Origin of the sequence: Microbacterium aurugineum (genome assembly GCF_023101205.1) — a bacterium.
Taxonomy (GTDB): Bacteria; Actinomycetota; Actinomycetes; order Actinomycetales; family Microbacteriaceae; genus Microbacterium; species Microbacterium aurugineum.
Genome location: NZ_CP078078.1, coordinates 733,051 through 745,875, shown reverse-complemented (window position 1 = coordinate 745,875; position 12,825 = coordinate 733,051). Strand labels below are relative to the sequence as shown.

The 12,825-nt window shown below is 66.3% G+C and carries 18 protein-coding genes; 2 read left to right on the top strand and 16 right to left on the bottom strand.

Annotated elements, in window-relative coordinates; genetic code table 11:
* Positions 1 to 143 precede the first annotated feature (143 nt).
* The gene (locus KV397_RS03655; protein WP_232763535.1) at positions 144 to 1,364 is read left to right on the top strand and encodes a PAS domain-containing protein; all 1,221 of its coding nucleotides are present in this window, start codon (positions 144 to 146) and stop codon (positions 1,362 to 1,364) included.
* 88 nt (positions 1,365 to 1,452) lie between these two features.
* Positions 1,453 to 3,027, top strand: a complete 1,575-nt coding sequence (locus KV397_RS03650) for an AMP-binding protein (RefSeq protein ID WP_131492352.1) — start codon at positions 1,453 to 1,455, stop codon at positions 3,025 to 3,027.
* Positions 3,028 to 3,093: 66 nt separating this feature from the next.
* Here KV397_RS03650 and rplQ read toward each other — a convergent pair whose 3' ends face one another.
* From rplQ to rpsH, 16 genes are all read right to left on the bottom strand, one after another.
* Positions 3,094 to 3,651, bottom strand: coding sequence for a 50S ribosomal protein L17 (gene rplQ / locus KV397_RS03645; RefSeq protein ID WP_153242811.1), 558 nt, complete (start codon positions 3,649 to 3,651; stop codon positions 3,094 to 3,096).
* A 33-nt stretch (positions 3,652 to 3,684) separates the two neighbouring features.
* On the bottom strand, positions 3,685 to 4,674 hold the full coding sequence (locus KV397_RS03640; protein ID WP_047524097.1) for a DNA-directed RNA polymerase subunit alpha: 990 nt from the start codon (positions 4,672 to 4,674) through the stop codon (positions 3,685 to 3,687).
* Positions 4,675 to 4,807: 133 nt separating this feature from the next.
* Positions 4,808 to 5,206, bottom strand: coding sequence for a 30S ribosomal protein S11 (gene rpsK, locus KV397_RS03635; protein ID WP_017829189.1), 399 nt, complete (start codon positions 5,204 to 5,206; stop codon positions 4,808 to 4,810).
* Between the two features lie 31 nt (positions 5,207 to 5,237).
* Complete coding sequence (gene rpsM / locus KV397_RS03630; RefSeq protein ID WP_047524098.1) at positions 5,238 to 5,612, bottom strand: 30S ribosomal protein S13; 375 nt, start codon at positions 5,610 to 5,612, stop codon at positions 5,238 to 5,240.
* Positions 5,613 to 5,760: 148 nt separating this feature from the next.
* Positions 5,761 to 5,877 carry a 50S ribosomal protein L36 gene (gene rpmJ, locus KV397_RS03625; protein ID WP_005050492.1) on the bottom strand — a complete coding sequence of 39 codons (117 nt, stop codon included), beginning with the start codon at positions 5,875 to 5,877 and terminating at the stop codon, positions 5,761 to 5,763.
* A 64-nt stretch (positions 5,878 to 5,941) separates the two neighbouring features.
* Positions 5,942 to 6,163: a translation initiation factor IF-1 gene (gene infA / locus KV397_RS03620; RefSeq protein ID WP_017201569.1), complete on the bottom strand. Its 222-nt coding sequence runs from the start codon at positions 6,161 to 6,163 to the stop codon at positions 5,942 to 5,944.
* Positions 6,164 to 6,327: 164 nt separating this feature from the next.
* Positions 6,328 to 6,993, bottom strand: coding sequence for a DsbA family protein (locus KV397_RS03615; protein WP_131492366.1), 666 nt, complete (start codon positions 6,991 to 6,993; stop codon positions 6,328 to 6,330).
* On the bottom strand, positions 6,993 to 7,844 hold the full coding sequence (gene map / locus KV397_RS03610; RefSeq protein ID WP_131492367.1) for a type I methionyl aminopeptidase: 852 nt from the start codon (positions 7,842 to 7,844) through the stop codon (positions 6,993 to 6,995). Before map ends, KV397_RS03615 begins: the two co-directional genes overlap by 1 nt.
* 1 nt (position 7,845) lies before the next feature.
* A complete protein-coding gene (locus KV397_RS03605; protein ID WP_248570188.1) occupies positions 7,846 to 8,451 on the bottom strand; it encodes an adenylate kinase in 606 nt (201 codons plus the stop codon).
* The gene (secY, locus tag KV397_RS03600) at positions 8,448 to 9,770 is read right to left on the bottom strand and encodes a preprotein translocase subunit SecY (protein ID WP_047524101.1); all 1,323 of its coding nucleotides are present in this window, start codon (positions 9,768 to 9,770) and stop codon (positions 8,448 to 8,450) included. The genes KV397_RS03605 and secY overlap by 4 nt, the downstream gene beginning before the upstream one ends.
* 183 nt (positions 9,771 to 9,953) lie before the next feature.
* A complete protein-coding gene (gene rplO / locus KV397_RS03595; RefSeq protein WP_052193795.1) occupies positions 9,954 to 10,589 on the bottom strand; it encodes a 50S ribosomal protein L15 in 636 nt (211 codons plus the stop codon).
* Entirely contained in the window at positions 10,589 to 10,774 is a 186-nt protein-coding gene (gene rpmD / locus KV397_RS03590) for a 50S ribosomal protein L30 (protein WP_017201575.1), read from the bottom strand. The genes rplO and rpmD overlap by 1 nt, the downstream gene beginning before the upstream one ends.
* Complete coding sequence (gene rpsE, locus KV397_RS03585) at positions 10,774 to 11,451, bottom strand: 30S ribosomal protein S5 (protein WP_269406194.1); 678 nt, start codon at positions 11,449 to 11,451, stop codon at positions 10,774 to 10,776. Before rpsE ends, rpmD begins: the two co-directional genes overlap by 1 nt.
* A gap of 20 nt (positions 11,452 to 11,471) precedes the next feature.
* Positions 11,472 to 11,831: a 50S ribosomal protein L18 gene (rplR, locus tag KV397_RS03580; protein WP_017201578.1), complete on the bottom strand. Its 360-nt coding sequence runs from the start codon at positions 11,829 to 11,831 to the stop codon at positions 11,472 to 11,474.
* A 2-nt stretch (positions 11,832 to 11,833) separates the two neighbouring features.
* The gene (gene rplF, locus KV397_RS03575; protein ID WP_047524102.1) at positions 11,834 to 12,370 is read right to left on the bottom strand and encodes a 50S ribosomal protein L6; all 537 of its coding nucleotides are present in this window, start codon (positions 12,368 to 12,370) and stop codon (positions 11,834 to 11,836) included.
* A 6-nt stretch (positions 12,371 to 12,376) separates the two neighbouring features.
* Positions 12,377 to 12,775, bottom strand: coding sequence for a 30S ribosomal protein S8 (rpsH, locus tag KV397_RS03570; protein ID WP_047524103.1), 399 nt, complete (start codon positions 12,773 to 12,775; stop codon positions 12,377 to 12,379).
* Positions 12,776 to 12,825: the final 50 nt, after the last annotated feature.

Below are 12,825 nucleotides of genomic sequence, written 5' to 3'. Positions count from 1 at the left end.
TCGTGGTGCTGTGCGTCCACCTTGCGAGCCGGAGAGCCCTCGCTCAAGCTTCGGAAACCATTGGTCGGAGTTTCGAAACTATTGGTCGGGGACAGTGCCGTCCCCCGCTCGCACGGTCCGCCGTCTGGGGCGACAATGGTCAGGTGGCCTCGAAGATGACGCTCCGCATGCAGCTGCTCGTGCTGCAGGCGCTGATCGTGTTCCTGGTGACCCTCGCGACCGGCATCGTCGCCGGGGCGTTCCAGGAGCAGGCACTCCGCGAGGCCTACAAGGACCGGATGCAGGCCGTCGCCCAGTCGATCGCCGCCCTCCCCGCCGTCCTCGCCGCGTTCGACGACGTCGAGCCGTCGACGGCGATCCAGCCCATCGCCGAGGTCATCCGCGAGGCGTCCGATCTCGCCTACGTGGTGGTCGCCAATGAGGAGGGCATCCGCTACTCCCACCCGAATCCGGACCGCATCGGAGAGACCGTCTCCACCGACCCCTCCATCCCCCTCTCCGGCGAGGTGTACGTCGGCACGCAGACCGGAACGCTGGGCACGTCCTGGCGAGTCAAGGTGCCCATCCGCGACGACCATGACGAGGTGATCGGCACGGCGTCCGTCGGCATCCTCGAATCCGAGCTGAATGAGGAGTTCACGTCCAACCTCGCCTGGCTGATCTCCGCCATGCTCGCCGCGGCGGTTCTCGGGGTCTTCGGATCCGCGTGGGTCACCTCGGTCATCCGACGGCGCATCTACCGCCTCGAACCCCACCAGATCGCCGCACTCGTGAAGAATCAGGAGACGACGCTGCACGGCCTCAGCGAGGGCGTGATCACCGTCGACGACGAGGGCCGTATCACGCTCGTCAACGACGCAGCGGCGCGGTTCCTCGACCGCGATGCCGCCGAACTCGACGGCTCCCCCGCTGCCGACGTGCTCGGCGAAGAGCTGACCACGGTGCTGCGCGAGGGCGAGTCCGCCGGACGGCCGGTGATCGTCGGCTCCCACGTGCTGGTCGCCCGCAGCACCGGCAGCGAGGGCGAGGACGGCGGGATCGGGGCGACGCTGCTGCTGCGCGACCACACCGAGCTCCACGATGTCGTGCGCAGAGTCGAGGCGGCCGATGCGATCATCGCCTTCCGTCAGCGCTTCGGCATCCCCAAGGGGCTCAGCGCCGAGACGCTCGACCGGGTCTCCGCCGCCCTCGCTGCGCGTCCCGACGCATCCGCCACCGAGATCGGCGCGGATCTCGACATCTCGCGGGTGAGCGCACGACGCTACCTCGAGCATCTCGCGAGCTCCGGACGCGCGGTCCGCGCACTCGACTACGCCACGAAGGGTCGCCCCGGCACGCGCTACCGCGTGAACGGGACGATCTGAATCTTCCCCTGGGACGCAGTGCCGTTGTATGCGACACTGGATCGCACTCGACGACGCCGTCAGCACACCCAGGATCGAAGGAGATCTCATGGTTCGCAGCACCTACCCCGATGTGGAGATCCCCGAGGTCTCCATCCACGAATTCCTCTTCGGAGGTCTCGGCGAGGAGGAGCTCGACACGATCGCTCTCGTCGACGGAGTGAGCGGGGCGACCACCACCTACCGACAGCTCGTAGGCCAGATCGATCTCTTCGCCGGTGCCCTCGCCGCCCGCGGAGTCGGAGTCGGGACCACGATCGGAGTCCTCTGCCCCAACGTCCCCGCGTTCGCCACGGTGTTCCACGGCATCCTCCGCGCCGGAGCGACCGCGACGACGATCAACTCCCTCTACACCGCAGAGGAGATCGCGAATCAGCTCACCGACGCCGGAGCGACGTGGCTCGTGACGGTGTCTCCGCTGCTGCCCGGTGCCTCTGCTGCCGCGGAGAAGCTCGGTTTCGCGGCCGACCACGTCATCGTGCTCGACGGCGCCGAGGGGCACCCGTCGCTTCCGGCGCTCCTGGGCGAAGGCCACCCGGCGCCGGACGTGTCGTTCGACCCGGCGACACACCTGGCCGTGCTGCCGTACTCCTCCGGCACGACCGGCCGCCCGAAGGGTGTCATGCTCACCCACCGCAACCTCGTCGCCAACGTGTCGCAATGCCGTCCGGTCCTGGGCGTCGAGGCGAGCGATCGCGTGCTGGCCGTGCTCCCCTTCTTCCACATCTACGGGATGACGGTGCTGCTCAACTTCGCGCTACGGCAGCGCGCGGGCCTCGTCACGATGCCCAGGTTCGACCTGCCGGAGTTCCTCCGCATCATCGCGGAACACCGGACGACCTGGGTGTTCGTCGCTCCCCCGATCGCGGTCGCGCTGGCGAAGCATCCGATCGTCGACCAGTACGACCTCTCCGCCGTGAAGGTGATCTTCTCCGGAGCCGCCCCGCTCGACGGGGCCCTGGCCTCGGCGGTGGCGAACCGGCTCGGCTGCACCGTCACGCAGGGCTACGGCATGACCGAGACGAGTCCGGCGGTGAACCTCATCTCCGAGACCCGTGACGACATCGATCGTTCCGCCATCGGCCCGCTCGTGCCCAACACCGAAGCACGCCTGGTCGATCCGGACTCCGGCGAGGACGTGGCCGTACCGGCCGAGGGTGCCAGCGAGCCGGGTGAGCTGTGGGTGCGCGGACCGCAGGTGATGGTCGGCTACCTCAACCGCCCCGACGCCACGGCCGAGATGCTCGACGCCGAGGGCTGGCTGCACACCGGAGACGTCGCGACCGTCACCCAGGACGGCATCTACCGCATCGTCGACCGGCTCAAGGAACTCATCAAATACAAGGGCTACCAGGTCGCCCCGGCCGTCCTCGAGGCGGTGCTGCTCGAGCATCCCGCCATCGCCGATGCTGCTGTCATCGGCGCGCTCGACGCCGACGGTCAGGAGGTCCCGAAGGCCTTCGTGGTTCGACAGCCGGACGCCGACCTCGATGCGGAGGCCGTGATGGCGCATGTCGCCGCCCACGTCGCGCCGCACGAGAAGGTGCGACAGGTCGAGTTCATCGAGGTGATCCCGAAGTCGAGCTCCGGAAAGATCCTCCGCAAGGATCTGCGTGCACGCTGACCGGCTCGGAAACGAAGAAGCCCGCCACCCCGAATGGGGCGGCGGGCTTCTTCGTGAGCGAGGTGCTTACTCGGACTTCTTCTCGACAGCGTCCTCGGCAGCAGCCTCAGCGGCTTCGCCCTCGGCCTGCGACTCGGCGCCGGCGTCAGCGGCGTCCTCCGCGGGAGCCTCCTCAGCGGGCGTCTCCTCGACGACCTCAGCCGGCTCCTCGACCTTTTCGGCCTTCGGCGCAGCGGCCTTCTTGGTCGACTTCGCCTTCGGGGTGACGGGCTCGAGGACGAGCTCGATCACGGCCATCGGAGCGTTGTCGCCCTTACGGTTGCCGACCTTCGTGATGCGGGTGTAGCCACCCTCACGCTCGGCGACGAGCGGCGCGATCTCGGAGAAAAGGATGTGCACGACTTCCTTGTCACCGATGACCGACAGCACGCGACGACGCGCGTGCAGGTCGCCACGCTTGGCGAAGGTGATCAGACGCTCAGCGAGGGGACGAAGGCGCTTCGCCTTGGTCTCGGTCGTCTTGATCGACTTGTGGGTGTAGAGCGCCGCCGCGAGGTTGGCAAGCATGAGGCGCTCGTGTGCGGGGCCGCCTCCGAGGCGGGGACCCTTAGTGGGCTTGGGCATAATCGTCTAACTCCTGGTCAGAAAGGTCGGGTATCAGAAGGACTCGTCTTCGCTGCCGCCGTAGAAGTGGGAGCCGTCGAAACCGGGCACCGAATCCTTGAGCGACAGACCGAGCGAGATGAGCTTGTCGCGCACCTCGTCGACCGACTTCTGGCCGAAATTACGGATGTTCATGAGCTGCGTCTCCGACAGGGCGACGAGCTCAGAAACGGTGTTGATGCCCTCACGCTTCAGGCAGTTGTACGAGCGGACCGACAGGTCGAGGTCCTCGATCGGCATCGACAGCTCGCTGGAGTTCACAGCCTCCACCGGCGCCGGGCCGATCTCGATGCCCTCGGCCTCGACGTTCAGCTCGCGGGCGAGACCGAACAGCTCGGTGAGCGTCTTGGCAGCCGAAGCGACAGCGTCGCGGGGGCTGATCGCCGACTTGGTCTCGACGTCCAGGACGAGCTTGTCGAAGTCGGTGCGCTCCCCGGCACGGGTCGCGTCGACGCGGTAGCTGACCTTGAGGACCGGCGAGTAGATCGAGTCGATCGGGATCTGACCGGCCTCGGCGTACTCGTTGCGGTTCTGCGTCGCGGAGACGTAGCCACGGCCACGCTCGATCGTGAGCTCGAGCTCGAACTTGGCGGTGTCGTTGAGCGTCGCGATGACCAGCTCGGGGTTGTGCACCTCGACACCGGCCGGAGCCGAGATGTCGGCGGCGGTGACTTCGCCCGCTCCGGTCTTGCGCAGGTACGCGGTGATGGGCTCATCGCGCTCCGAGGAGACGACGAGCTGCTTGATGTTGAGGATGATCTCGGTGACATCCTCCTTCACGCCGGGGATGGTGCTGAACTCGTGCAGCACGCCGTCGATGCGAACGCTGGTGACAGCAGCACCGGGGATCGACGACAGCAGGCTGCGGCGCAGCGCGTTGCCGATCGTGTAACCGAAGCCGGGCTCCAGAGGCTCGATGATGAACCGGCTACGGTTCTCGACGATCTTTTCCTCGGTCAGTGTGGGACGCTGTGCAATAAGCACTCTGTGTTCCTTTCGATCACATGCCCGCTATATGACATGTGGTGGGGTGAGGTCTTGAGTTGTGGAAGTCGATGCCCGTACGCGGGCGTCGAGCCGCTCGGACCATGGAGGGCCGAGCGGCTCGAAGCGCGTATCAGACGCGGCGACGCTTCGGCGGGCGGCAACCGTTGTGCGCCTGCGGAGTGACGTCCTGGATCGAACCCACCTCGAGGCCGGCGGCCTGCAGCGAGCGGATCGCCGTCTCGCGGCCGGAGCCCGGACCCTTCACGAGGACGTCGACCTTCTTGACACCGTGCTCCGCGGCCTGACGGGCTGCGGACTCGGCTGCCATGCCGGCGGCGTACGGGGTCGACTTGCGGGAGCCCTTGAAGCCCACGCCACCCGACGATGCCCAGGCGATGACGGCGCCGGACGGGTCGGTGATCGAAACGATGGTGTTGTTGAACGTCGACTTGATGTGGGCCTGGCCCAGCGCGATGTTCTTCTTTTCCTTGCGGCGCGGCTTGCGCGCGGCGGCCTTGGGTGCAGCCATGAAAATGTTCTCCTAGTCCCTGGGGCCGCGCTTAGCGGGCCTTCTTCTTGCCTGCGACGGTGCGCTTCGGGCCCTTGCGGGTACGGGCGTTGGTCTTGGTGCGCTGACCACGGACCGGGAGACCACGACGGTGGCGGATGCCCTCGTAGGAGCCGATCTCGACCTTGCGGCGGATGTCTGCGGCGACCTCGCGGCGCAGGTCACCCTCCACCTTGTAGTTGCCTTCGATGTAGTCGCGGAGGGCGATCAGCTGGTCGTCGCTGAGGTCCTTCACGCGGATGCTCTCGTCGATCTCCGTCGCCTTGAGGATCTCGACCGAGCGGGTACGGCCGACGCCGTAGATGTAGGTAAGGGCGATCACCACGCGCTTGTCGCGCGGGATGTCAACGCCGGCAAGACGTGCCATGCGGTTCTCCTGGGTGTTGTGGAGGTGTGGGACAGGATCGGTGCCCGGGCCTCCGCCCGAGGTGTCCCCCGCTTCCGCGGGTTCTGATCCTGCCGTCGTGTGTGTTCAGTTGTGAGATGTGCGTGAGCGATGCCGCACAGCGAGGGACTCAGCCCTGGCGCTGCTTGTGACGCGGGTTGCTCTTGCAGATCACCATGACGCGGCCGTGACGGCGGATCACCTTGCAGTGATCGCAGATGGGCTTGACGCTGGGGTTGACCTTCATGATGTTTCCTGTTCGCTGTCTTCGTACCGCCCCGGACCGGGGCAGGCCGTTACTTCTCGACCGATCAGCGGTAGCGGTAGACGATACGGCCGCGGGTCAGGTCGTAGGGGCTGAGCTCCACGACCACACGGTCCTCGGGGATGATACGGATGTAGTTCTGCCGCATCTTGCCGGAGATCGTTGCAAGGACCTTGTGTCCGTTGCTGAGCTCAACGCGGAACATCGCGTTGGGCAGAGCCTCGGAGATCACGCCCTCGATCTCGATGACACCGTCTTTCTTAGCCATAGCCTCGCTGACGCTTCTGCAGATCGGTCGATCTGCGGTGGGTGAATGGGTTGTGGTGCTGCACCGACGGACACGCCGAATCAAGGCACAAAGCACCAAAGATCTATGTTAGACGCTCGATTACCATCCGGCAACTCGGGCGTCCGGGGCGCGAAGCCGACCGGTCAGCCGATCAGCTGCTCCATCTTGGAGATGTCCCCGGCCTGGAGGTCGAGACGCTCGCCGTTGACCTCGATGGTCGGCGTTCCGGCGATCTCGTGGGCCTTCGCCTGCGCCGCACCGAACTTGCGGTACGTCTCGTCGGTGATGCACGAGACCGCGTCGTCCGCACCGACCTGTGTCGCGAAGCCGGCGATCTGGTCGTTCGTGAGACCGGAAGAGTTCTCCGCCGGCTGGTTCTCGAACAGCGTCTTCGCGAAATCGAGGTACAGGTCAGGGTTCGACTCCGCGACGCAGAAGGCCGCACCGGCAGAGCGCGACGAGAAGTCCGTGCCCTGCGAGAAACGGTCGAGGATCGCGATCGGGTGGTACTCGAGCGTGATGCGCCCGTCTGCCGCAGCCGCCTCCAGCTGCTCTCCGTACTGATCCTCAAAGCTCTTGCAGATGGGGCACTGGAAGTCCAGGAACACCGCGACCGTGTCTTCACCGTCCCCGAAGGAGATCGCGCCCGTCTCCGGGTCGAACGTGTCGTTGGCACTGGGTGCGGCGCCGGGTGAGGTCGCCTGGTTGTTGAGGAACACCACGAGTCCACCGATCGCCACCAGCACCACGACCACGGCGATGGAGACGCCGATCGCGAACCAGTTGGTGTTGCTCTTCGCCGCTGCCATTACTTTCCGATCTCTCGAGGCTCGACCCCGAACGGGGCGAGTCCGGCTCTTCCACCATCGGGCGCGGTCAGCACCCAGATACCTCCATCATGCAGGGCGACGCTATGTTCCCAATGGGAGCCATCGGTTCCGTCGACGGTCGTGACGGTCCAGTCATCCTCTTCGATGAAGGTCGCTTCTCCGCCGGCGGTGACCATCGGCTCGATCGCGAGCACGAGTCCCGGTTTGACGTCTTCCCCGCGATCGGGTGTGCGGTAGTTGAAGACGCTGGGGGCCTCGTGCATCTTGCGCCCGATGCCGTGACCGACGTACTCGCGAAGGATGCCGTACGGCTCACCGGAGACCGCGGAAGGGCCCTGCGCCTCGATGTACCCCTGGATGGCCGCACCGATCTCATCGATCGACGACGCGGATGCCATGGCGGCGATTCCGGCCCACATCGAGCCCTCCGTGACGCGGGAGAGCTCCTCGCGCTGTGCGACCAGTTCGGGCCGCTCCGGATCGGGCACCACGACGGTGATGGCACTGTCGCCGTTCCATCCCTGGAACTGCGCACCGCAGTCGACGGATACGATGTCCCCCGGCTGCAGCACCCGCTCCCCCGGGATGCCGTGGACGACCTGCTCATTCACCGAGATGCAGGTGGTGTGGTGGTAGCCGCGCACGAGTTGGAAGTTGGACTCCGCACCGCGTGACAAGATCGCGCGGTTCGCGACGGTGTCGAGCTCCAGCGTGGTGACGCCGGCCTTGATCATCGGGCGGACGGCGTCCAGTGCTGCGGCGGTGATGAGCCCGGGCTCGACCATGGCTCGCAGTTGAGCCGGGGTCTTGTAGATCGACCGGCGGAACATCTCAGGAGGCGGAGGCCGCGAGACGCAGACCGCGCGCGGCCAGAGCATCCGCGATGCGCTCGGTGATCTCGTCGAGGGAGCCGACGCCGTCGATGCGGTCGACGATGCCCTTGGCGCCGTAGACCTCGAGGATCGGCGCGGTCTCGCGCTCGTAGATGTCGAGGCGGTGGCCGATGGCCTCCGGGGTGTCATCCGAACGTCCCTGCTCGGTCGCGCGCAGGGACAGACGCGACAGGCTCTCCTCGCGCGGCACGTCGAGGAGGATGACGGCGTCGAGGGCCTCCCCCCGCTCCGCGAGGAACGACTCCAGGTGAGCGACCTGCGCGGTGTTGCGCGGGTACCCGTCGAGCAGGAAGCCCTGCGCGGCGTCGGGCTGCGAAAGCCGGTCGCGCACGATCTCGCTCGTCAGCTCGTCCGGAACGAGGTCGCCCTTGTCGAGGATCGCCGTGACCTGCTGGCCGAGGGGCGTGCCCTCCTTGGTGTTCGCGCGGAAGATGTCACCGGTCGACACGACCGGGATGCCGTAGAACTCGGCGATGCGCACGCCCTGCGTGCCCTTTCCGGAGCCCTGCGGACCGACGATGAGAAGACGTGCGGATGCTGTCATCGGAGAAGCCCTTCATAGTGACGCTGCTGGAGCTGCGCATCGATCTGCTTGACCGTCTCGAGACCGACACCGACGATGATCAGGATCGACGCGCCACCGAACGGGAAGTTCTGGTTGGCGCCGACCGTGGCCAGCGCGATCAGCGGGATGAGCGCGATGAGACCGAGGTACAGCGAGCCGGGAAGCGTGATGCGGGTGAGCACGTAGTCGAGGTACTCGGCCGTGGGACGCCCTGCACGGATGCCCGGGATGAAGCCGCCGTACTTCTTCATGTTGTCCGCGACCTCGACCGGGTTGAACGTGATCGCCACGTAGAAGTAGGTGAAGCCGATGATCAGCAGGAAGTACGCGGCCATGTAGACCGGGCTGTTGCCCGTCGTGAAGTTCGCGCTGATCCACGAGACCCAGGCGGGCGGCGTCGAGCCGTCCTGTGGGGTGTTGAACTGAGCGATGAGCGCAGGGATGTACAGCAGCGACGACGCGAAGATCACGGGGATCACACCCGCCATGTTGACCTTGATCGGGATGTAGGTGTTCGTCCCGCCGTAGGTACGGCGACCGACCATGCGCTTGGCGTACTGGACGGGGATCCTTCGCTGGGATTGCTCGACGAAGACGACGAGCCCCATCACGACGATTCCGACGAGCAGCACCAGGAGGAAGACCTCGAAGCCCTTGGTCTGCCAGATGAGCCCCATGGCGCCGGGGAACGTCGCGGCGATCGAGGTGAAGATGAGCAGGGACATGCCGTTGCCGATGCCGCGCTCGGTGACGAGCTCGGCGAACCACATGATCAGACCGGTACCGGCCGTCATCGCCATGATGATGAGCAGCTGCGCCCACCACACGTCGTTGGTCAGGAGCTGCTGGCAGGCCGCGAGATCTGTCGTCCCGAAGAGCTGACCGCTGCGCGCGACCGTGACGAGGGTCGTCGACTGGAGCAGCGCGAGAGCGATCGTGAGGTAGCGCGTGTACTGGGTCAGGCGGGCCTGACCGGCCTGACCTTCCTTGTGCAGCGCCTCGAAGTGCGGGATGACCACGCGCAGGAGCTGCGTGATGATCGTCGCGGTGATGTACGGCATGACGCCGAGCGCGAAGATCGACAGCTGCAGCAGCGCGCCACCGGAGAAGAGGTTGACCAGTCCGAGCAGACCATCGGTGCCCGCGTTGGCCGCGAGACACTCTTCGACGTTCGGGAAGTTCACGAACGGTGCCGGGACGTTGGAGCCGAGCCGGTAGATCGCGATGATGGCGAGGGTGAAACCGATCTTCCGACGCAGGTCGGGGGTGCGGAAGATCCGCGCGATGGCGCTAAACAAGGACGTTCCTCCTGAAAAGGTTGCCGATTCCCGAAGGACGGCTGAAAGACCAGGGTAACGCAAACCGGGCTTCCCGGAATTCGCCACCGATACCAGGCCCGCCGGATGCGGCCCCAGAGCGAGGTCTCGCAGTGTGAAACCACAAGAGGGGCCGGAGAATCTCCGGCCCCTCTTGCACTGCGGTTACTTGACGGATCCGCCCGCCGCGACGATCTTCTGCTCGGCGGAACCCGAGACCTTGTCGACCGAAACGGTGAGCTTCACGGCGATGTCGCCGTTACCGAGAACCTTGACCTTCTCGTTCTTGCGAACGGCACCCTTGGCGACCAGGTCGCCCACGGTGACGTCGCCACCCTTGGGGTACAGCTCCGCGAGCTTCTCCAGGTTCACGACCTGGTACTCCACGCGGAACGGGTTCTTGAACCCACGCAGCTTCGGGGTGCGCATGTGCAGCGGCATCTGCCCACCCTCGAAGCCGACGCGAACGGTGTTGCGCGCCTTGGTGCCCTTGGTACCACGACCAGCGGTCTTACCCTTGGAGCCCTCACCACGGCCGACGCGAGTCTTGGCGGTGTTGGATCCGGGGACGGGACGCAGGTGGTGCACCTTCAGCACGCCGGGGCGGGACGCCGGAGCGTCCTTCGCGGGCGCAGCCTTCTTGGCAGCCGGCTTCTTGGCGGGAGCCTCAGCCTTGGCGTCGGCTGCTGCGCTCTTGGCCGGAGCCTTCTTCGCAGCAGGCTTCTTCTCGGCGGCGGCCTTGGGGGCTGCAGCCTTCTTCGGGGCCTTCTCAGCCTCGACGGCCTCGTTCTTCTCAGCCATTAGTCGATCTCCTCAACCTTGACGAGGTGGGCGACGGTCTTGACGTAACCGCGCGTCTGCGCGTCGTCGGGGCGGACGGTGGTGTCACCGATCCGCTTGAGACCGAGGCTGCGCAGCGTGTCGCGCTGGTTCTGCTTCTCGCTCACCTTGGACTTGATCTGCGTGACCTTCAGTCGCGCGGCCATCAGGCACCTACCTTCTGTGCGGCGATGGCCTCGGCCTCGGCGCGGACGAGACGCGCAGGGGCGACCTGGTCGAACTCGAGGCCACGACGTGCGGCGACCGCACGAGGCTCCTCGAGCTGCTTCAGGGCGGTGACCGTCGCGTGCACGATGTTGATCGTGTTCGACGAGCCGAGCGACTTCGACAGCACGTCGTGGATGCCGGCGCACTCGAGCACGGCGCGGACCGGACCACCGGCGATGACACCGGTACCGGCAGCGGCCGGGCGGAGCAGGACCACACCAGCGGCGGCCTCACCCTGCACGGGGTGCGGGATGGTGCTGCCGACGCGCGGAACGCGGAAGAAGTTGCGCTTGGCCTCTTCGACACCCTTCGAGATGGCCAGGGGGACCTCACGGGCCTTGCCGTAGCCGACGCCGACCAGACCGTTGCCGTCACCGACGACCACGAGAGCGGTGAAGCTGAAGCGACGACCACCCTTCACGACCTTCGAGACACGGTTGATGGTGACGACGCGCTCCAGGAACTGGTTGTCACCACGGTCGCGCGAGTTGCGGTCGCGGCCACCCTGGTTGCGGTCACCACGGCCACCACGGCGGCCGTCGCGCTGATCGCGAGTCGGCTCTGCCTGCGTGGTGCCTGCAGCCGTCTCGGAAGTGGCAGCAGCCGCTTCGGTCACTTCGTTCTCCTTGTTGTCACTCACAGTGCCAGACCCCCCTCACGGGCGCCGTCGGCGATGGCGGCGACACGACCGGCGTAGCGGTTGCCGCCACGGTCGAACACTGCCTCGGAAACGCCTGCGGCCTTCGCGCGCTCGGCGAGGAGCTCGCCGACCTTGCGGGCCTTGGCGGTCTTGTCACCCTCGAGCGAGCGCAGGTCGGTCTCGAGCGTCGAAGCCGACGCGACGGTGTGACCCTTGCTGTCGTCGACCAGCTGCACGAAGACGTGGCGGGCCGAACGGTTGACGACGAGACGCGGACGCGCCTCGGTGCCGACGACCTTCTTGCGAAGGCGGGCGTGACGACGCGCGCGGGCGTCAGACTTTGACTTGAGAGCCATGGTTACTTACCACTCTTTCCGGCCTTGCGACGCACGTTCTCGCCGGCGTAGCGCACACCCTTGCCCTTGTACGGCTCAGGCTTGCGGATCTTGCGGATGTTCGCAGCTGCCTCACCGACAGCCTGCTTGTCGATCCCGCTGACGGTGAGCTTGGTGGTGCCCTCGACCGTGAGCGTGATGCCGGCGGGCGGGTCGACCAGGACCGGGTGCGAGAAGCCGAGGGCGAACTCGACCGAGCTCCCCTTCTGCTGCACGCGGTAACCGGTGCCGACGACCTCGAGACCCTTGGTGTATCCCTGGGTCACGCCGATGATGTTGTTGTTGATGAGCGTGCGGGTCAGGCCGTGAAGCGACCGCGACTCGCGCTCGTCGTCGGGACGGGAGACCAGAACCTGGTTCTCCTCGACCGCGACCTCGATGGGGCTGGCCACCGTGAGGGTGAGCTCACCCTTGGGGCCCTTCACCGCGACCTCACGGCCGTCGACCGAAACGGTCACGCCCGCAGGAACGTCGATGGGAAGTCGTCCAATACGCGACATTTCGAATTACCACACGTAGGCGAGAACTTCTCCGCCCACGCCCTTCTGCTCAGCCTGACGGTCGGTGAGAAGACCGGAGGAAGTGGACAGGATGGCCACGCCGAGGCCGCCGAGGACCGTGGGCAGCTCGGTCGACTTCGCGTAGACGCGGAGACCGGGCTTCGAGACGCGCTTGATACCGGCGATGGAGCGCTCACGGTTGGGACCGTACTTCAGCGTCAGCGTGAGGTTCTTCCCGACGCGAGCGTCAGAGGTCTCCCAACCGGCGATGTAGCCCTCCTGCTGGAGGATCTCAGCGATGTGCGTCTTGAGCTTGCTCGACGGCAGGGTCACGGAATCGTGGTGCGCCGAGTTCGCGTTGCGCAGACGGGTCAGCAGATCTGCGACCGGGTCTGTCATTGTCATTGTTGTTTTCCTTTGTTCATGAGGTTCCGGCTGCCGTTACACGACAGACG

What these genes read in the sequence shown, in the direction of transcription:
- KV397_RS03650 (WP_131492352.1), top strand. Translation starts at nt 1,453, where the DNA reads ATGGTTCGCAGCACCTACCCCGATGTGGAGATCCCCGAGGTCTCCATC.
- rplQ (WP_153242811.1), bottom strand. Translation starts at nt 3,651, where the DNA reads ATGCCCAAGCCCACTAAGGGTCCCCGCCTCGGAGGCGGCCCCGCACAC.
- rpsK (WP_017829189.1), bottom strand. Translation starts at nt 5,206, where the DNA reads ATGGCTGCACCCAAGGCCGCCGCGCGCAAGCCGCGCCGCAAGGAAAAG.
- rpsM (WP_047524098.1), bottom strand. Translation starts at nt 5,612, where the DNA reads ATGGCACGTCTTGCCGGCGTTGACATCCCGCGCGACAAGCGCGTGGTG.
- rpmJ (WP_005050492.1), bottom strand. Translation starts at nt 5,877, where the DNA reads ATGAAGGTCAACCCCAGCGTCAAGCCCATCTGCGATCACTGCAAGGTG.
- infA (WP_017201569.1), bottom strand. Translation starts at nt 6,163, where the DNA reads ATGGCTAAGAAAGACGGTGTCATCGAGATCGAGGGCGTGATCTCCGAG.
- KV397_RS03615 (WP_131492366.1), bottom strand. Translation starts at nt 6,993, where the DNA reads ATGGCAGCGGCGAAGAGCAACACCAACTGGTTCGCGATCGGCGTCTCC.
- map (WP_131492367.1), bottom strand. Translation starts at nt 7,844, where the DNA reads ATGTTCCGCCGGTCGATCTACAAGACCCCGGCTCAACTGCGAGCCATG.
- KV397_RS03605 (WP_248570188.1), bottom strand. Translation starts at nt 8,451, where the DNA reads ATGACAGCATCCGCACGTCTTCTCATCGTCGGTCCGCAGGGCTCCGGA.
- rplO (WP_052193795.1), bottom strand. Translation starts at nt 10,589, where the DNA reads ATGGCTGAGAAGAACGAGGCCGTCGAGGCTGAGAAGGCCCCGAAGAAG.
- rpmD (WP_017201575.1), bottom strand. Translation starts at nt 10,774, where the DNA reads ATGGCCGCGCGACTGAAGGTCACGCAGATCAAGTCCAAGGTGAGCGAG.
- rplR (WP_017201578.1), bottom strand. Translation starts at nt 11,831, where the DNA reads ATGGCTCTCAAGTCAAAGTCTGACGCCCGCGCGCGTCGTCACGCCCGC.
- rplF (WP_047524102.1), bottom strand. Translation starts at nt 12,370, where the DNA reads ATGTCGCGTATTGGACGACTTCCCATCGACGTTCCTGCGGGCGTGACC.
- rpsH (WP_047524103.1), bottom strand. Translation starts at nt 12,775, where the DNA reads ATGACAATGACAGACCCGGTCGCAGATCTGCTGACCCGTCTGCGCAAC.